Source organism: Corynebacterium gerontici (genome assembly GCF_003813985.1).
GTDB lineage: Bacteria > Actinomycetota > Actinomycetes > Mycobacteriales > Mycobacteriaceae > Corynebacterium > Corynebacterium gerontici.
The window spans coordinates 1515411-1533314 of sequence record NZ_CP033897.1; the positions used below are offsets into that span (position 1 = coordinate 1515411).

The 17904-nt window shown below is 58.4% G+C and carries 15 protein-coding genes; 9 read left to right on the top strand and 6 right to left on the bottom strand.

The genetic code is table 11. From position 1 onward, the window contains the following. Positions 1-115 precede the first annotated feature (115 nt). From CGERO_RS07090 to CGERO_RS10810, 7 genes are all read left to right on the top strand, one after another. Complete coding sequence (locus CGERO_RS07090; protein WP_123934566.1) at positions 116-727, top strand: TetR family transcriptional regulator; 612 nt, start codon at positions 116-118, stop codon at positions 725-727. Between the two features lie 3 nt (positions 728-730). Then, the gene (glgX, locus tag CGERO_RS07095) at positions 731-2911 is read left to right on the top strand and encodes a glycogen debranching protein GlgX (RefSeq protein WP_123934568.1); all 2181 of its coding nucleotides are present in this window, start codon (positions 731-733) and stop codon (positions 2909-2911) included. A gap of 28 nt (positions 2912-2939) precedes the next feature. Continuing rightward, entirely contained in the window at positions 2940-4241 is a 1302-nt protein-coding gene (locus CGERO_RS07100; RefSeq protein ID WP_123934570.1) for a 3'-5' exonuclease, read from the top strand. 99 nt (positions 4242-4340) lie between these two features. Then, positions 4341-4862 carry a hypothetical protein gene (locus CGERO_RS07105; RefSeq protein WP_123934572.1) on the top strand — a complete coding sequence of 174 codons (522 nt, stop codon included), beginning with the start codon at positions 4341-4343 and terminating at the stop codon, positions 4860-4862. A 47-nt stretch (positions 4863-4909) separates the two neighbouring features. Next, on the top strand, positions 4910-7303 hold the full coding sequence (gene treY, locus CGERO_RS07110) for a malto-oligosyltrehalose synthase (protein WP_123934574.1): 2394 nt from the start codon (positions 4910-4912) through the stop codon (positions 7301-7303). A 15-nt stretch (positions 7304-7318) separates the two neighbouring features. Then, a complete protein-coding gene (locus CGERO_RS07115; RefSeq protein WP_123934576.1) occupies positions 7319-8338 on the top strand; it encodes a GTP pyrophosphokinase in 1020 nt (339 codons plus the stop codon). Between the two features lie 64 nt (positions 8339-8402). Then, positions 8403-8525: a hypothetical protein gene (locus tag CGERO_RS10810; RefSeq protein WP_281271017.1), complete on the top strand. Its 123-nt coding sequence runs from the start codon at positions 8403-8405 to the stop codon at positions 8523-8525. A gap of 4 nt (positions 8526-8529) precedes the next feature. Here CGERO_RS10810 and CGERO_RS07120 read toward each other — a convergent pair whose 3' ends face one another. The 3 genes from CGERO_RS07120 to CGERO_RS07130 are packed head-to-tail and all read right to left on the bottom strand — an operon-like array spanning position 8530 to position 9781. After that, a complete protein-coding gene (locus tag CGERO_RS07120; RefSeq protein ID WP_123934578.1) occupies positions 8530-8904 on the bottom strand; it encodes an RNA-binding S4 domain-containing protein in 375 nt (124 codons plus the stop codon). Continuing rightward, entirely contained in the window at positions 8901-9128 is a 228-nt protein-coding gene (locus CGERO_RS07125) for a hypothetical protein (protein WP_377017574.1), read from the bottom strand. The genes CGERO_RS07120 and CGERO_RS07125 overlap by 4 nt, the downstream gene beginning before the upstream one ends. 20 nt (positions 9129-9148) lie before the next feature. Beyond that, positions 9149-9781 (bottom strand): YigZ family protein, encoded by a 633-nt coding sequence (locus CGERO_RS07130; RefSeq protein ID WP_123934582.1) that lies wholly within the window; start codon positions 9779-9781, stop codon positions 9149-9151. Between the two features lie 40 nt (positions 9782-9821). Between CGERO_RS07130 and treZ the strand changes: the two genes are divergently transcribed. Then, on the top strand, positions 9822-11501 hold the full coding sequence (gene treZ, locus CGERO_RS07135; protein ID WP_245998803.1) for a malto-oligosyltrehalose trehalohydrolase: 1680 nt from the start codon (positions 9822-9824) through the stop codon (positions 11499-11501). Here the strand turns inward: treZ and ilvA are convergent. After that, positions 11498-12790, bottom strand: a complete 1293-nt coding sequence (ilvA, locus tag CGERO_RS07140; protein WP_123934585.1) for a threonine ammonia-lyase IlvA — start codon at positions 12788-12790, stop codon at positions 11498-11500. The genes treZ and ilvA overlap by 4 nt on opposite strands. A 61-nt stretch (positions 12791-12851) precedes the next feature. Further along, positions 12852-16412 carry a DNA polymerase III subunit alpha gene (gene dnaE / locus CGERO_RS07145; RefSeq protein WP_123934587.1) on the bottom strand — a complete coding sequence of 1187 codons (3561 nt, stop codon included), beginning with the start codon at positions 16410-16412 and terminating at the stop codon, positions 12852-12854. A 109-nt stretch (positions 16413-16521) separates the two neighbouring features. On the opposite strand from dnaE, the gene rarD reads away from it, so the two are divergent. After that, positions 16522-17382 carry an EamA family transporter RarD gene (gene rarD / locus CGERO_RS07150; protein WP_123934589.1) on the top strand — a complete coding sequence of 287 codons (861 nt, stop codon included), beginning with the start codon at positions 16522-16524 and terminating at the stop codon, positions 17380-17382. Here rarD and CGERO_RS07155 read toward each other — a convergent pair. Then, entirely contained in the window at positions 17354-17893 is a 540-nt protein-coding gene (locus CGERO_RS07155) for a hypothetical protein (RefSeq protein WP_123934591.1), read from the bottom strand. The genes rarD and CGERO_RS07155 overlap by 29 nt on opposite strands. Positions 17894-17904: the final 11 nt, after the last annotated feature.

Sequence of the window (17904 nt, forward strand, 5' to 3'; positions counted from 1 at the left end):
CAGCTCGTGGGCACCTGCTCACTACCGCCACTCACGCTTTCCCCGACTCCTCGTCCTGTATTCCGCGGGTACTGCGCGGCACCTGGGGAGCACGGAATTGACTACAGTAAAGAACGTGCAGCTAAGCAAAGCCTTGATCGTCGATACCAGTCTGGACATTCTTCGCAACTACGGGCTGGCGGATATGACTATGCGGCGTGTTTCGGCTCAGCTCGGCGTAGCGCCAGGCGCTTTGTACTGGCACTTCAAAAATAAACAAGCGTTGATCGACGCCACTGCGCGCCACGTTTTGGCACCGTGGCTCCGCACCGGCTTCGCCACACTTCCCGAAGCCTGCTTAGCGCTACGTCAGGCGATGCTCGGCATCCGTGACGGGGCCGAGCTCGTAGGTGCCGCAGTCAGCAATCCCGATCTACGAGATGAACTCTCACAGGTACTAGCCAGCACCATCACCGGCACCAACGCCAACATTGGAGCTACTACCGCGTTGCACTATGTACTGGGCTCCACCGCCATCACTCAATCTGAACAACAGGCAAAGGCAGCTCAAGCGGGCCTCGATCCTGCGGCAGTGAGTGCACAATGCACCAAGGGTGTGGAGGCGAGCAGCAACGACAACGCAACAACTGGGACGTCACAAGCAACCGTTGAATGTGACGCTTCTTCCGATCAGTTCCTCGCGGGCGTGCGCTTGATTGATTCTGGTCTGCGCGCGCTAGAGTGCTAAGACATGACTGACACTGCACCGGCACGCCAAATCTGGCCAGGCGAGGCGTACCCGCTTGGCTCCACCTATGACGGCGCAGGTACGAACTTTGCAATCTTTTCCTTTGTTGCAGACAAAGTAGAGCTGTGCCTCATCCATGAAGACGATCGAGAAGAACGCATCGAGCTCAAAGAGGTCGACGCTCACGTGTGGCACTGCTACCTACCGGGCGTTACCCCAGGTCAGCGCTACGGATACCGGGTCCACGGCCCATACGATCCAGCTTCCGGCAAGCGCTGCGACCCAACAAAGCTGCTGGTGGACCCCTACGCCCGCGCCTTCGATGGTGAATTCGATGGGCATCCATCGCTGTTCAGCTACGATGTGAACAATCCCGAGGATCCAAACGGCCGCAATACCGAAGACAGCCTCGAGCACACGATGAAGTCCGTGGTAGTCAACCCCTTCTTTGATTGGGGCGCCGACCGTTCACCGAAGACTCCTTTCAATGAATCGGTAATCTACGAAGCCCACGTCAAGGGCATGACGATGACCCACCCGGACGTCCCCGAGGAACTGCGTGGCACCTACGCAGGCCTGGCGCACCCGGCGATTATTGCGTATCTCAAAGACCTGGGCATCACCGCCATCGAGCTGATGCCCGTACACCAGTTCCTCCAAGACGATCGCCTGCGCGATCTTGGTTTGCGCAATTACTGGGGTTACAACACTTTCGGTTTCTTCGCGCCGCACCAAGACTATGCAGCGGCACGGAACCCTGGGGGTGCCGTCAGCGAATTCAAGGGCATGGTGCGCAGCTTCCACGAGGCGGGCATCGAGGTCATCTTGGACGTGGTGTACAACCACACCGCTGAAGGCAATCACCTGGGCCCAACCATTGCATTCCGCGGCATCGATAATGAGGCTTACTACAGGCTTGTCGACGGTGACCCGGCGCACTACATGGACTACACCGGCACAGGTAACTCCCTGAACGTGCGTGACCCGCATCCGCTGCAGATGATCATGGATTCTCTGCGCTATTGGGTGACGGAAATGCACGTGGATGGCTTCCGCTTTGACCTCGCGTCTACGCTCGCACGCGAGCTGCACGACGTGGACAGACTCGCCACATTCTTCGACCTCGTCCAGCAAGATCCGGTGGTCTCTCAAGTCAAACTCATTGCCGAGCCTTGGGACGTGGGCGAGGGCGGCTACCAGGTGGGCAACTTCCCACCACTGTGGACCGAGTGGAACGGTAAATACCGCGACACTGTGCGTGACTTCTGGCGTGGCGAGCCAGCCACCCTTGGCGAGTTCGCTTCCAGAATTACGGGGTCTTCGGATCTCTACGCCAACAATGGGCGCCGCCCCACCGCCAGCATCAACTTTGTTACCGCGCATGACGGCTTCACGCTTAATGACTTGGTGAGCTACAACGAAAAGCACAACAGCGCCAATGGCGAGGGTAATCGCGATGGTGAAAGCCATAACCGCTCCTGGAATTGTGGCGTTGAAGGCGAAACGGACGATGAGCGCGTTTTGAAATTGCGCGAACGCCAACGCCGAAACTTCCTCACCACATTGCTGTTGAGCCTGGGCACGCCAATGATTGCCCACGGTGATGAAATGGCACGCACCCAGCATGGCAACAACAACGTGTACTGCCAGGACAATGAGCTGAGCTGGATTGATTGGCAGCAGGCCGATGAAAACGACAAGCTTGTGGAATTCACCAAGCGCCTCATCCGCATTCGCCAGAATCACCCGGTGTTCCGTCGCCGTCGATTCCTCGCCGGTGGGCCGCTCGGAGCCGATGTTCGAGATCGCGACATCGCGTGGCTGACCCCGGCTGGACGTTTGATGACGCAAGACGATTGGGGCTTCGCGTTTGGCAAATCCCTCATGGTGTACCTGAATGGCCAAGCCATCACTGAAACCGACATGCGTGGTCAACGGCTCGAAGACGATTCCTTCATTTTGATGTTCAACGCCTACCACGAGCCGATCACCTTCACGCTGCCCGGCGAGCAATATGGCCCAAGCTGGAAACTTATCGTGGACACGGATCAAGAAACCGGGCACCCGGGAGTCGCCTCGGTGACCCCTGCGGGCGGCACCATCAAGCTGCCTCCTCGGACCTCAATGCTGTTGCGTATGGTCGAAGACGAACCGAAGAAGCCAGCCGACGAATACAGCAGCTAGCTGCCGCAAACGTTCAAGGAGCCACACTTTGTCTGCAGAATTCCAAGCCCACGGCGCGTTGATCGCGGTGCACGCTCAAGCTGTCAGCTTGCGCTACTCAGTGTTGCAGAAGGCGTTGGGGCAACGGGATCACGAGGTACCCGTGGATAAGCTCGATGCTCCAAGCGTTCGCCTTGCTACCCCGGCTCTTCAAGGTCATGTGGACGCAGGGGCGTTGCGGGTGCGTTTTGCTCCCGGAACTGCGGACGAGCAGCGCCGTTTTGTGAGTGCTGTTGAGGCTGCACTTCGGGGCGAAGCTCCGGCAGCCGCGCAGGTTCCCGGGTTGCACTTCGCGGCAGTGGATGTGGAAACGGCCAACGCCGACTGGGGTTCGATCTGCCAAATTGGTGTGAGTAAGGTGATCGACGGCTCTGTCGTTGATGAGCAGACTTGGCTTTGCAAGCCCCCGGCCAGCATCGACGCTTTTGAGCCCGCGAACATCGCCATTCACGGCATCACCGCCGAGGATGTTGCTGAGGCCATGCCGTTTGATCAGGCCTTTGCTCAGGCGATGGAGTTCTGTGAGGATCTCCCCCTCGCCGCGCACAACGCGCAGTTCGACATGACGGCTTTTCGACGTGCCACCATCGCCGCTGACATAGCGACCCCTACGGCAACCTTCGGTTGTTCCTTGGCGCTGGCTCGCGCCGCCAAGCTCGACGTGCCGAATCACAAACTGCCCACGGTGGCGAAGGCCTTGGGAGCCGACCTGCTCAAACACCACGATGCGGGTGCCGACGCACGCGCATGTGCCGAAATCATCATCGCCCTGGCGCAGCGCGCCGACGCACAGGGTTCCTTCGCGGACGTCATGCACGCCCTGGGGTTCAATACCGGCACGCTCGATGCCGACCGCGTGTACCCGGTGCTGCGTGACCGCTCAAAGCATCGTGCCAATGACGTTGAAATCGAAGCGGTGAGCTCCCAGCAGGAACAGCGACAGGCTCAACCGCGCCAGCCGTGGGCAAAGGTGGCAACGCCTGATGAAATCCCGGAGCCGAATTCCGAGGCAGATCCCAACGGCAACCTCTATGGGCAGACGGTCGTGCTTTCGGGCGATTTTGAGCCTTATTCCAAGGGCGAATTGTGGGCTGCCATTGCCAATCAAGGCGCGACAGTGGCGAAAAACGTGACCAAGAAGACCACCATCTTGGTATCCGGCCCATGGCAAGGGAAAACATCAAAGCTGAAGCGCGCGGAAGAGCTCCAAGCAAAAGGTCAAGATCTTGCTATTTGGAGCAAAGAAGAACTCGTCACCCAGCTTGGGTTGGATGAAGCACCCCCGTTTTAACCCCATCTAGCGGCAGTATTGCCTCTTTGGGAACCTCCCCTTGAGCTTTTGCGTCAAATATCCAGTGAAGGCTCACAACGTCTACGGGGAGGATTCACGATGTCAAAAGCGGTTCCCATTGCCCGCACCGAACTATTGCTTCGCTTGCACCACGGCGAAACACAAGCCGAAAATCGAGCCCAGGTTCTCATAGACGAGCATCGCTCCGCGCAGTTCCTCGCACGCGGACGTGTACTCGAGATTCACGATCTCCGGCGCATGAGGCTCAACAACAATCAAGCGTGGGATATCGCAGCAGAAAACGCGATCCGTTTAGCAACGCAAGGCCATGGGCTCGCCATACGCGCCAGGCCGAGCCAATTCCTCACGAACATGCCTTCCGCAGGTTTGCAGATCGATACCCCGGGCTCATTACCGTCTGGATGGCTTGCCCACCCGCGCCTCCATAGAATCTTGGAGCGCCACTTCGCCCAGCTCCTTGGCAGCACTCCTATCTTCTACGCCCCAGATGACACCTTGGTGTTGCTGAGTGCAACACCCTGCCCCTTGCTGGAGCACTGGATTAGCCAACGCTACGGGGCCGTCAACCCTATTGCTCCGAGACAATTGGCCGCATCGTAACCACGCCCACCCTACGGACGCCCCCTCGCGGCCAATGGTGACCTAGGGTGGGAAACGTGAATATCACCGCAACGTATCGCCTGCAGCTTCGTGGTTCTAACGCCGATCCCAATGGTCGAGCTTTCGGCTTTGCCGAGGCCGAAGAAGTGCTGGACTATCTGCACGCCCTTGGAATCAGCCACGTGTACCTCTCCCCCATCTTGCGGTCACGTTCCGGCTCTACCCACTCTTATGACGTTGTGGATCCCACTGAGATTAATCCGGAACTCGGTGGTCTCGAAGGGCTTCGCAGCCTGGCACGCCGAGCCAAATCCTTGGGCATGGGGATCATCATCGACATTGTGCCGAATCACGTTGGCGTCGCAAAGCCCGAGGAAAACCCCTGGTGGTGGGACGTACTGCGCTTTGGTCAAGGCTCCGCATTTGCACACTTCTTCGATATTGACTTCCGCGAGGACAATGGCACCGGAGGAAAAATTGCCTTGCCGGTTTTAGGTACCGCCGGAGATGAGCAGCAGCTGGTCTTTGACACCTTCGACGGCCAAGACGTGTTGCGCTACTACGAACACATCTTCCCGATCACACCCGGCACCAAGGAAGCTACGGCGATCGCGACCTATGAGCGCCAACATTATGCGCTACTTGATTGGCGCACCGAGGTGAGAAATTATCGCAGGTTCTTCTCTGTCAACGACCTCGCAGGTTTGCGCCAGGAGGACGAAGAAGTCTTCGAACGTTCGCATCGAATGATTCAGCAGCTCATTGAGGAAGATTTGATTGATGGTGTTCGCGTCGACCACCCGGACGGTCTGGCTCATCCATTTAAGTATCTGCAGCAACTGCGCCGCCTCATCGGTGATCGTTGGTTGGTGATAGAGAAGATCTTGGGCGTGGAGGAACCTCTAGACCCACGCCTGGCGGTGGACGGCACCACCGGGTACGACAGCCTGCGGGAATTCGATGGTGTGTTTGTTCATCGCAGCGCCGAGGACACACTGAGTATGTTGGCATTGGAGCAGTCGGGCTCCACCTGGAACGACACCGCCGTTCACGCCACTGAGCATGTTTTGAAAGCTGAGGTGGCTGAAGAAGAGCTCTCCGCGGAAGTGCGCAGACTCGTCCGAGCAGTTCGAGCCGACAACTTCTCCACCGCCGGGCGCCAAGTCAGTGATGAGCTACTGCGGCAGACCATCGTGGAACTGATCGCGGAGATGCCCGTGTACCGCGCGGATTACCTTTCCCTGTCCAGGCTGACAGCCACCGTCATTGCTGATCACTCCCGTCGTTTTCCCACACGACGGGCGGCGTTGGATGTCTTCGCTGCGGCAATGCTTGCCGAAGGTGAAGCGGCCACCCGTTTTGCCCAGGTATGCGGCGCGGTGATGGCCAAAGGTGTGGAGGACACAACCTTCTACCGCGCGTGCCGCCTTGTGGCGCTGCAGGAAGTGGGCGGTGCGCCGGGCCGTTTTGGGGTGTCCGCCGCCGAATTCCATCTGCTCCAGCAAGAGCGAGCAAAATTGTGGCCCAAAACGATGACCACGCTCTCCACTCACGACACGAAACGCAGCGAAGACGTCCGTGCGCGAATTCTTGCGCTCAGCCTCAATCCTGCCGAATTTGTTGAACTCACCCACAAATTGCACAAACTTGTCCCTGCTCCAGACGGAGCCACCGGGCATTTCCTGCTGCAAAACCTCTTGGGGACTTGGCCAGGCGATGGTGAAATCACGGAGGCATTTCGCGATCGCATGGCCGAATATGCCCAAAAGGCGGTGCGCGAAGCCGGCGTCAAGAGCTCATGGACGGCCCCCAATGAGCACTTCGAACGTAGCGTGCTGGACTGGGTTGATGCGCTCCTCACAGGACCGGCGTCGAGTTTCATCACGAACTTTGTAGCAGCGCTTGACCAGGCAGCTATTCCGATTTCTTTGGGCCGAAAGCTTTTACAATTATCGGCGCCCGGTATTCCAGATATCTATCAAGGCACCGAGCTTTTCGACGACTCCCTCGTGGATCCGGACAACCGTCGCTTTGTGGATTACACCCGCAGGCGACAAATGCTGGAACAGAACAAGACTGATCTGCTTGAAGATCCTAACGCCGCAAAGTTGGCAATCACACAGGCAGTACTGCAAGCCCGAGCCGAGTTCCCGGAGAGCTTTGTCGGCGGCACCTATCAAGCCGTGTTTGCACAAGGTCCTGGCGAGGCGCGATGCATCGGTTTTGCTCGCGGCACGCAAGCCGAGGGTCATACCGTCATCAGCTTTGCGGTGAGAAAACCTGCCGGCTGGAATGACCCAACAAGCTGGACCGACACCACGGTGACGCTCCCACCCGGTGTGTGGCGTGACGCACTCAGTGGCAGAACGCTGAGCGGCACCATTGATTGTGCAGAGCTTTTTGCTACATTGCCTTGTTGTTTGTTGCTCAAGGATGTTTAGGAGAGGTCGCGGACGGTGGGGTCAAAACGTATCACGCAGTTGAGTGGAAAACTGCGTGCCTTCAATCGAGCACACCCAGATGCGGCAGAAGATTTTGTTGATGCCTTCGAAGACGTCTTGGCAGACGCCGGCTTGACCTACGATCGAGTGTCCGCTCGTGTGAAGAAGTGGGCATCGCTGAAGGCGAAAGCAAACAAGAAGGCGGAGGGTACCTGGTTGTATCCCGATCCTTGGGAGGATGTGCACGACATCATCGGTGTGCGGATCACAACCTTGCACTCCACTGAAATTCCACACGTCATTGACGCGATCGACGACGTATTCCAGGTGGTGCGGTCGGTGGATAAAACTGCCCAAACACGGGTTTCCGGCGGTTTTGGTTATGGATCGCACCACTTGATTCTGCGCGTTGATGAGCGCGCCGAGCGTCTGCGCGATTATCAGGGGCAGCTTTTTGAAGTGCAAGTCCGCACCGTGCTGCAGCATGCTTGGGCCGAATTCGAGCACGACATTCGCTATAAGCGCGCTACCGAATTAGACCCACAGATTGATCGTGCTTTCACGCTCACGGCAGGGCTCATCGAACTCGCCGATCAGCAATTCGACCAGATCGCGGCCATTCGCGAACCGAGTCCCGCTACTCAAGAAGACGTCGCTTTCTCCGCAGAAACCTTGCCCGGCATGATCGCGATGATCGTGGGAAACACTGTTCCGCCTTCGCGCAGCGAACACTACCAGTGGCTTGAAGAGCTGCTCCATGCCCACGACATCACAACAGCCACGCAGCTGAGGCACTTACTCGATCCCAAACAAATCGCGTTTGTCCGCGATGGTTTGTCCTACCGTTTCCAGCCCGGACAAATCAGGCTTATCGACGATCTCCTCCTGCTCACCTTCGGCGAATCACATATCGAAAAAACGGCAGCAACAGGCGCACACCCCCAACAGCGAGCCCCTCGTTTACGTCATCGACTTGACGCGCTCAACAGGGCGCGCCAGGCTGATCCCTCGATTGCCCAGGTACTCGAGCGCTAGCCAAGGTGAGCGGCGCACGCTAAGGTGGCGTGCACAGCACTCGCGAAATTGAAGGAGCAATGCCATGCACGTCATTTTGGAACAATTCCCCCAGCTTGCCGATGCCATCCACGTGTGGGGTCTCGCCGTTGCTGACGCATTCCGTCAGTTCGGTATCGATTTCCCACCAGCGTGGATTAACCTCTAAGCAACTACCTGGAGCGCCTGCCGAGCAAACGATCGGTCTCGCGGCGCTCTTTTTTCGTCGGCCTTCCTGCTCCCCGCTCGCGCTTGGGCATGGAGGCCAAAATTTCTTTCGGCGGTGGCGCAGGCGAGTGGTCTATGTAGCACTCCCTCGCCAGGGCAGCACCAACGCGTTTTCTAATGAGCTGTGTAACTTCTACCCGCTTTTCGCGGTGATCCACCCACACGCGCACGCGATCACCAATCACCACTTGCTGCGATGGTTTGACAGCAGCCCCATTGAGCTTGATATGTCCTGCTTTGCATGCCTCCGCAGCCTGAGAACGGGTCTTGCACAAACGTACTGCCCATACCCATGCGTCGATGCGCACTGATTCGCTCATGCCTCTGGGTCTTTATGGTTGATGATCTCGCGAACCTTCCACACGCCAAAGCCGCCCATCACCACCGCCAAGACCATGCCCATCGTGATGAGCATGGACGCCTGCGTGAGAATGCCGAGGATCACTAGTCCGGCGCCACCGCCTACGCCGATAGCCGCGGTACGCGAATACTTGCGCACCTGCGCTTTGCGGTGCTCGATGGGATTCAGGGGGCGTCGTTGCATAGTCACGCAGCCCATTGTAACTAGTTGGCAGCTTCGACCCAGGTACTTCCCGCTTCCAGCAGACGCCCTTCGCCTGAGGTGAGTTCTGCAATCAGCCCTTCGAGGCGATCCTGTTGGCCCGGCGCCACCCCGAGGGTGAGCGTGACGTCGCGGGCATACTCAGTGTCAATGATCGTGATCTCAGATGCTCGAAGCCGCGCTTCTATTTGCCCAGCCTGCGAATGTGGCAGCGGCAGCTGATACAGCAACACTTCTTTTTTGGTGCATGTGCTGAGTGATTCCAAGCCGAGACTCACGGCGTTTGAATAGGCGTGCACCAGCCCACCTGCGCCAAGTTTGATGCCGCCGAAGTAGCGGACCACCACCGCAACGATGTCTTCTACTCCGCTGCCTCGCAAGACGTCGAGCATCGGCTGCCCAGCCGTGCCGGATGGCTCGCCGTCGTCAGATGAACGCTCGATCGCGGTCTGCCCCACCTGGTGGCAGATGAAGGCACTGCAGTGGTGTCGGGCGTCTGGATACCGGCTCTTGATCTCCGCGATGTAGTCGCGGGCTGCTTGTTCGTCGGTCGCACGCGTGATAAAGGTGAGAAACTTCGAGCGCTTAATTTCCAGTTCTGCCGTGCATTCTTCTTCGGCCGGGCACAGGTACATGCTTTCGCAGTGTAATTGCACCGACCTAGACTACGAAGACATGACTGTGCCTGAATCGATGCAACCAGACGCGCCGACCTCCGTGTGGGCACCGCATGCCGCCGAGGTCCAACTAGAGCTAGAAGGACGACGCATCCCTATGCGTGCTGGCAAAGCAGGTTGGTTCGCTTGCGACGCGCAGGTCGCCGTTGGCCAGCGCTACGGTTTTCGTCTGCGCAGGCATGATGAGGAAGACTTCGGCCCGGCGTTGCCGGATCCCCGCAGCCGCCGCCAGCCGGACGGCATTCATGGGCTAAGCGCACCGGTGGCGGACTTTCAGTGGCATGACCAGCAGTGGAAGGGCAGGCCGCTGGAGGATGAGGTGATTTATGAGCTCCACGTGGGCACCTTCACCCCTGAGGGCACGTTTGCGGCGGTGGAAACGCGCTTGGATTACCTCCAAGAACTTGGTGTGACAGCGATCGAGTTGATGCCCGTGCAGCCTTTCGGAGGCGATCGCAATTGGGGTTACGACGGCGTGTCATGGTTCGCAGTGCACGAAGGCTACGGTGGTCCTGCTGGCCTGCAACACCTGGTCGAAACTTGTCACGCCAGGGGCATGAGCGTGATTTTGGACGTGGTTTTCAATCATTTCGGCCCCGACGGCAATTACCTGCCCGCATTTGGGCCGTACCTCAGCAATGGCACAACAGGCTGGGGTGAGGCGGTGAACTATTCCGGACCCAATTCTGATGAGGTGCGCCGCTATTGTTTGGACGCAGCCAGGCAGTGGCTCGAGGACTATCACATTGATGGGCTACGCCTCGACGCCGTGCACGCCTATGACGATCGTGGAGCTTACTCCATCATGGAGCAGTTGCAGGAGGTTGCGGAGGACGTCGAAAAGCGAAGTGGCGCGCATAAGTACCTCATCGCCGAGAGCGATTTGAATGACCCAAAGCTGATTGCGCCTTCAGGCTTTGGGCTGGCAGGCCAGTGGGTTGATGACGTTCACCACTGCATTCACACGCTCGTTTCTGGGGAGGACAACGCTTATTATGCCGATTATGCAAAGGCGGGCATAGAGGGGCTTCGTCGCACGATGGCCGAGATGTTCTTCTTCCAGGGAAGCTTTTCGACGTTCCGCGCACGCACCCACGGCCGCCCTCTCACTTCCGATATCCGCCCACAGGCTGGGGTGACCTACACCACGACGCACGATCAGACCGGAAACCGGGCTCAAGGTGATCGCCCATCCCAAAACCTCAGCGAGGAACAGCTGCGCTTGAAAGCCGCGTTGGTGCTGCTGAGTCCCTATGTGCCTATGCTGTTTATGGGTGAAGAATTTGCTGCGCAAACGCCATTTCCGTTCTTCTGCTCCCACGAACGAGAAGAACTCAACGAGGCCACCCGGAGAGGGCGTCTCGCTGAGTTTGCCGCACACGGCTGGGCTCCAGACCTTGTAATGGACCCGGCGGATCCCGCAACGTTTGATGCCGCCAAGCTCAACTGGGTTTTCGATGCATCACAGGCGCAGATACTCAAGGCCTACCGGGAGCTCATTGCGCTGCGGAAAAAGCACCGGCTCAATGAGATCGACTTCGATGATTTCAGCGTGGAAACCGAAGGGATAGTGCTCACGCTGCGCTATCCCACGCTGGCGCTTGAGGCGAATTGCTCCAGTACGGACGACAAAGCCCACGGCCTTTCGCCGTGGGAATATCGCATCACTGAGCTTTAGAGCGATACCAGGTAGGAATACTCGGCCGTTCCGGGCTCCAGGCGGCGGCATTCAATGCGCGAGGCGTCCATTCGCTGGATCAGCCCCTCAAGGTCAGTGGCGCGACCTAATTGCAGCCCCACCAACGCGGTGCCGGTTTCGCGATTGTTGCGTTTGAGGTATTCAAAGAGCGTGATGTCATCGTCAGGCCCCAGAATGTCATTGAGGAACGTGCGAAGCTGCCCCGGCTCCTGCGGGAAGTTCACCAAGAAGTAGTGCTTCAATCCGCGGTGAACCAGCGAGCGCTCCATGATTTCGCCGTAGCGCAGCACATCGTTGTTGCCACCGGAGATGATGCAGACCACCACCTGATTCGGCTTGAATTTGAGTTCCTTCAATGCAGACACCGAAAGCGCGCCCGCGGGCTCAGCGATGATGCCCTCGTTCTGATAGAGGTCTAACATCTCAGTGCACACCGCCCCCTCACTGACCGTGAGGTTGTGCAGGCGCCCTTTGTTTTGTTCGATGATGGCGAAGTTGATATCGCCAAGACGTTTCACTGCGGCACCATCCACGAAGGGATTGACCGTTTCTAAAGTCACGGGCGCATCGGCCTCAAGCGCTGCGCGGAGCGAGGGGGCACCTTCAGGCTCCACACCAACCACAGAGGTCCGTGGCGCCATGTCTGCCAGGTAGCTCAAGATGCCAGAGATCAGCCCGCCGCCACCTACCGGCACCACCATGGAATCTAGGGACTTGCCCATACTGGTCAGTTGCGCCAGCACCTCAGCAGCGACGGTACCTTGACCAATGATCGTGTTGCGATCATTGAAGGGCTCAATGATGGTGGCGCCGGTGGCCTCGGCGTCCGCGTGCGCTGCGGCGGAGGCCTCGTCAAAGTTCGCGCCCACCACAACGAGCTCAACATTGCTGCCGCCGTGCACCATGATGCGATCACGCTTCTGTTTTGGCGTAGCCGCCGGAACATAGATCCGCCCCTGAATGCCCATGGTCCGGCAGGCGAAGGCCACACCCTGGGCGTGATTGCCTGCTGAGGCGGTGACGATACCGCGTTCGCGCTGCTGCGGTGTGAGCTGAGAAATGGCATTCACCGCGCCGCGAATCTTATAAGAGCGAACGTCTTGCAAGTCCTCGCGCTTGAGGTACACCTCGGCACCGGTTTGCTCAGACAACCGTGGGCAAAACTGCAGCGGCGTGGGCGCAATCGATGCCGAAATTCGTGCCTGCGCCATTTGGATATCAGCTGCATGAACGTTTGCGTCCGGGATCGACTGTGCATTCTCACTCATGGACTACAGAGTCTAGCCCACGCCAAGATCGTTGAGGACGATGACGTGGGACGTCGAAAAGCTAACCCAAAATGCCAGGACCCATGGTGGCTTTGAGGTCACCCATGAGGCTGCCCGAGCGCTCGACGCGCAAGTGCTCGCCGAGGATCATCAGGCGCGATTCCTCGCCGTGGACGATGTTGAGATACACATCAGACTCGCCTTTGTTATTCGCCAACACCGCTTTGAGCTTGGCAATGTTTTCCAACGAGCACTGATCGGTACGCATGGTCAGGCGCAGCGGCAACCCAGCACCTCCACCTGGTCCAAGCTCGGCGGCCTTGAGATCGTCGCCGAACAACGAGGTGCGGTCATCCTTGATGGAGATGTGCGCCTTGGCAACGATGATGTTGTCTTCGACGATCTGCGGAGCCACAATCCCGTACAGGCGGCTAAACACCAGCAGTTCCACCTGCGCGCCGTTGTAGTCCTCCACTGTAACGATCGCCCAGGGGGAGCCGTCCTTCTTGCTCACGCGGCGATCCACACCGGCGATGATGCCGCCGATCACAACCTCAGTGCCGTGGCGTAGCTCCCCTTCAGAAATCGTGGTCAGCGGCGTATCCGTCTGCGCGTCAAGGGCGTCTTGGAATCCGTCCAGGGGGTGGCCAGACACGTACAGGCCGAGCATTTCGCGCTCTAGGGCAAGCTCGTGTTTTCGATCCCAACGCTGATCCGGCACTTGCACGGCAAAGACGTTAGGGGCTTCTTCTCCTGCGTCGCCGAGCCCCGCAAAAAGATCAAACTGCCCCTTATCCGCCGCTTTCTTAGTAGCCAACACCGAGTCCACGGCCTCTTCGTGAATCAGCATGAGCCCCTTGCGCGGGTGTTCCAAGGAATCGTAGGCCCCTGCTTTAATAAGCGATTCAATCACGCGCTTGGAACACGCGACGGTGGGCACCTTGTCCAGGTAATCGGAGAAATCCTTGAAGTGGCCGTGCTCCTCGCGCGCCTGCACAATGGCCTCCACCACGTCCGCGCCCACGTTGCGCACAGCTCCGAGGCCGAAACGGATGCGCTCACCAACGGGCATGAAGTTCAAGCCAGACTCGTTAACGTCCGGTGAGAGCACCGAAATGCCTAAGTGTCGGCAGTCCGCCAAGTACAGCGCCGACTTGTTCTTCTTATCGGCCACTGAGGTCAAAAGTGCCGCCATGTATTCAGCGGTGTAGTTGGCCTTCAAATACGCCGTCCAATAAGACACCAGGCCATAGCCAGCGGCGTGCGACTTGTTAAACGCGTAGGAGGCGAAGGGCTCAATGGTGCCCCACAGCGCATCCACCGCCGCCTTGGAAAAACCGTTATCGAACATGCCCTGTGAGAACTTGGCGTATTCCTTAGCCAGCACTTCGGGCTTCTTCTTACCCATGGCCTTACGGAAGCCATCGGCCTCGCCAGCGGTGTAATTGGCGAGCTTGCGGGAGATCTCCATGATCTGCTCCTGATACACGATCAGGCCGTAGGTCTCCTCCAGGATGTCCTTGAGTGCCTCCTCCAACTCTGGGTGAATTGGCTCGATCGGCTTGCGGCCGTTTTTGCGATCCGCGTAGTCATTGTGCGCGTTCACGCCCATCGGGCCCGGGCGATACAGCGCCAGTGATGCCACGATGTCATTAAAGCCGGTGGGCTGCATGCGCTTGAGCAGTTCCTGCATACCGCCGGAGTCGAGCTGGAACACGCCCAAGGTGTGGCCACCGGAGAGCAGCTCGTACACCTTTGGATCATCGGTTTCCAAAGCCTCCAGGTCGATCTCTTCGCCACGGTTGGCCTTGATATTTTCCAAGGCATCGCCGATCACCGTGAGGTTTCGAAGGCCCAGGAAGTCCATCTTCAGCAAACCGATAGCCTCGCAGGCTGGGTATGGCCAGCCCGTGATCAGCGCACCGTCGGCGGCGCGCTTCCACATTGGGATGTGATCCAGCAGCGGCACACTCGCCATAATCACCGCACAGGCGTGCACGCCAGGCTGGCGAATTACGCCTTCAAGCCCCACTGCAGTGTCGTAGATCTTCTGCACATCGGGGTCGGTCTCGATGAGTTTGCGCACCTCGCCAGCTTCGGCATAGCGCGGATGATTCGGATCCTTAATGCCAGACAAAGGGATGTCTTTGGCCATAATCGGCGGTGGGAGTTCCTTGGTGATCTTGTCTGCAATCTGGTAGCCGGGCTGGCCGTATTGCACGCGGGCGGAGTCCTTCAGCGCCTGCTTAGTTTTCACCGTGCCGAAGGTGATCACCTGGGCGATCTTGTCCTCACCCCATCGGTCTGAGGCGTAGCGGATCATTTCACCGCGACGACGATCGTCGAAGTCAATATCAATATCGGGAGCAGAGGGGCGCTCGGGATTGAGGAACCTCTCAAAGAGGAGACCATGCTCGATGGGATCAATGTTGGTGATCGTCAGCGCATACGCCACCAGCGCACCAGCTGCAGATCCACGGCCGGGTCCCACGCGGATGCCGATGGAGCGCGCGTGCTTGATCAGCTCGGCCACGATCAGGAAGTACGAGGGATAGCCCTTCATGTCAATCACGTCGATCTCATAATCAGCGCGATCGATGTACTCCTTGGGCACCTCGCCGCCGTCGAAACGCTCTTTGAGCCCTTCAAGAACTTCGTGGCGTAGCCAGGTGGTTGGTGTATGCCCTTCGGGCACATCGGCGATGGGCATGCGATCGTGTGGATGCGATTCCCAAATCTCGCCGTAGTCTTGTACCCGCTCGGCGATCCACAGGGTGTTGTCGCACCCGTCCGGCACGGTGTCGTCCCAAATCTCGCGCATCTGCTTGGCGGATTTGATGTAGTAGCCGGTGCCGTCAAACTTGAATCGGTCTGGATCGTTGAGTGTTTTGCCGGTTTGCACGCACAACATTGCCTCGTGTGCTTTGGCCTGGGATTCCAGAACATAGTGGCAGTCATTGGTCACCAGCGGCGGCAGATCCAGTTTGCGACCGATTTCAAGCAGCTCGTTGCGCACACGCCGCTCAATATCGAGTCCGTGATCCATGAGCTCGAGGAAGTAATTGTCTTTGCCATAAATGTCCTGCCACATTGCAGCGGCTTCAAGCGCGGCGTCGAATTGCCCCAAGCGTAGGCGGGTTTGCACATCACCGGAGGGGCAGCCGGTGGTGGCGATGATGCCGGAGGCGTGCTCGGCGATGAGTTCGGCGTCCATGCGCGGCCACTTGCCAAGCTGGCCCTCATAGGAGGCCATGGAGGAAAGATAAAAGAGGTTGTGGAGGCCTTCAGCATTTTCCGCCAGCATGGTTTGGTGCAGGTAAGCCCCGGATGCAGAAATGTCGTCACTTTTTTGGTGCGGCTCACCCCAGCGAATGCGCTCTTTATTGAATCGCGATTCGGGCGCCATATAGGCCTCGATGCCGATGATGGGCTTGACCCCAGCGTCGCACATGGCGCGGTAGAAGGCGTCGGTACCGAACATGTTGCCGTGGTCCGTCATGCCCACTGCTGGCATCCCCTGCCTGGACACTTCCTCTGCGAGCATGTCCACCTTCGCCATCCCGTCGAGCATTGAATACTCGGTGTGATTGTGCAGGTGTACGAAGGAGGATTGTTTCGCCATGGTTAGTCAGTGTACTTCCCTTGGCAATTCGCCCTTATTGCCCAGCGCAACCCTGCTTTTCGACGCCCCCCCCGCCAACAACCTCAAGGCGTAGTAGTAACTTGAGACCGTGTTCTTTGGCATCTCCGCGTATCTGCTTTGGGGGCTCTTCCCCGCCTATTTCCCTCTGCTGGAACCTGCTTCCCCTGTGGAAATCATCGCGCACCGCATTATTTGGACGCTGGTGTTCATGACGGCGCTGCTCACTCTGACGCGCCGCTGGGGAGAATTGCGGCGCGCATCAGCACACACCTGGAAACGTTTGACTCTGGCCGGCTTGCTCATTGCTATCAACTGGTTGGTCTACGTAATTGCGGTGAACTCCGGCCACGTCGCCGACGCCGCCCTTGGTTATTTCATCAACCCACTGGTCAGCGTGCTGTTGGGCGTGGTGTTTTTGCACGAACGCCTGCGTCCTTTGCAGACCATCAGCGTGCTCATTGCCTCCGCTGCGGTGTTGCTTCTGACCATCGTGGGCGGACAGCCGCCGGTGATGGGTTTGCTGTTGGCGTTCTCCTTTGGCCTGTACGGGTTGGTGAAGAAGGGCTTAACGGTTTCAGCTCAAGCCTCCGTAACGGCCGAAACGTTGGTGACGGCCCCATTCGCACTGGGCTACCTTTTGTGGCTTCATCTTCAAGGCCACAGCACCTTTGGCACGGCAGGTCCAGGACATGCGATGTTGCTGATCTCAGCAGGAGTTGTCACCGCCATCCCTCTCCTACTGTTCGGTGCAGCGGCGCGCAGGATTCCTCTGGCTACGATAGGAATGCTGCAGTACATCACGCCGACGATGCAGATGTTGTGGGCAGTTTTGGTGATGCACGAGCACTTGAGCCACATTCGTTGGATTGGCTTTGTTGTTATTTGGATTTCGGTAGCGCTCTACCTCTTCGACCTGATGCTTAAACAGCGCCAACGCGCACAGGCTTGATCCCGAAGTGCCCCCACGCGGCACCATCTGGGAGGGCTTCAACTGCTACGATCTTTGGATTTTCGGAAAGCTCCCGCAGCGTGCCGGAGCGCTCGAACACCACCACGGAATCCAGCGGCGCCTCTGGGAATTGGGCAATCCGCTGGTAACGCGTGATTACGTCTGCGCGATCTTCCTCACCCGTTGGCTCTGGGATTGCGAGTGGGGCAAATCCATTGACCACAATCGCGTTGACCCGCCGCACCGTGCGCAGCGCGTCCGAAGCTGCTCTCGGATCAAGACTGTTTCGGAAAGTGACCAGCGCAAAGCGCTCGGCCTCCCCTTCTAACGTGGCGTTGGCACGCCGTTGGTACTCGCCAAAGGATTCCTCGCGTTCCTGGCCGAGCACGTCGCCGTTGTGCAGGGGATGCGAGGATCCAGCACTGCGGCTTCCTAAGAATCCCAGGAGCACGATGAGGGCGAGCAGGCTGGCGATGGCAATGAGAAAGCGAGCGCGGTCAGTACGTTCCACGCCCGCCAATC

Bases quoted from the DNA above. Each gene is read 5' to 3' on its own strand.
- glgX (WP_123934568.1), top strand. From the start codon at position 731: ATGACTGACACTGCACCGGCACGCCAAATCTGGCCAGGCGAGGCGTAC.
- CGERO_RS07105 (WP_123934572.1), top strand. From the start codon at position 4,341: ATGTCAAAAGCGGTTCCCATTGCCCGCACCGAACTATTGCTTCGCTTG.
- CGERO_RS10810 (WP_281271017.1), top strand. From the start codon at position 8,403: ATGCACGTCATTTTGGAACAATTCCCCCAGCTTGCCGATGCCATCCAC.
- CGERO_RS07120 (WP_123934578.1), bottom strand. From the start codon at position 8,904: ATGAGCGAATCAGTGCGCATCGACGCATGGGTATGGGCAGTACGTTTG.
- CGERO_RS07125 (WP_377017574.1), bottom strand. From the start codon at position 9,128: ATGCAACGACGCCCCCTGAATCCCATCGAGCACCGCAAAGCGCAGGTG.
- CGERO_RS07130 (WP_123934582.1), bottom strand. From the start codon at position 9,781: ATGTACCTGTGCCCGGCCGAAGAAGAATGCACGGCAGAACTGGAAATT.
- treZ (WP_245998803.1), top strand. From the start codon at position 9,822: ATGACTGTGCCTGAATCGATGCAACCAGACGCGCCGACCTCCGTGTGG.
- ilvA (WP_123934585.1), bottom strand. From the start codon at position 12,790: ATGAGTGAGAATGCACAGTCGATCCCGGACGCAAACGTTCATGCAGCT.
- dnaE (WP_123934587.1), bottom strand. From the start codon at position 16,412: ATGGCGAAACAATCCTCCTTCGTACACCTGCACAATCACACCGAGTAT.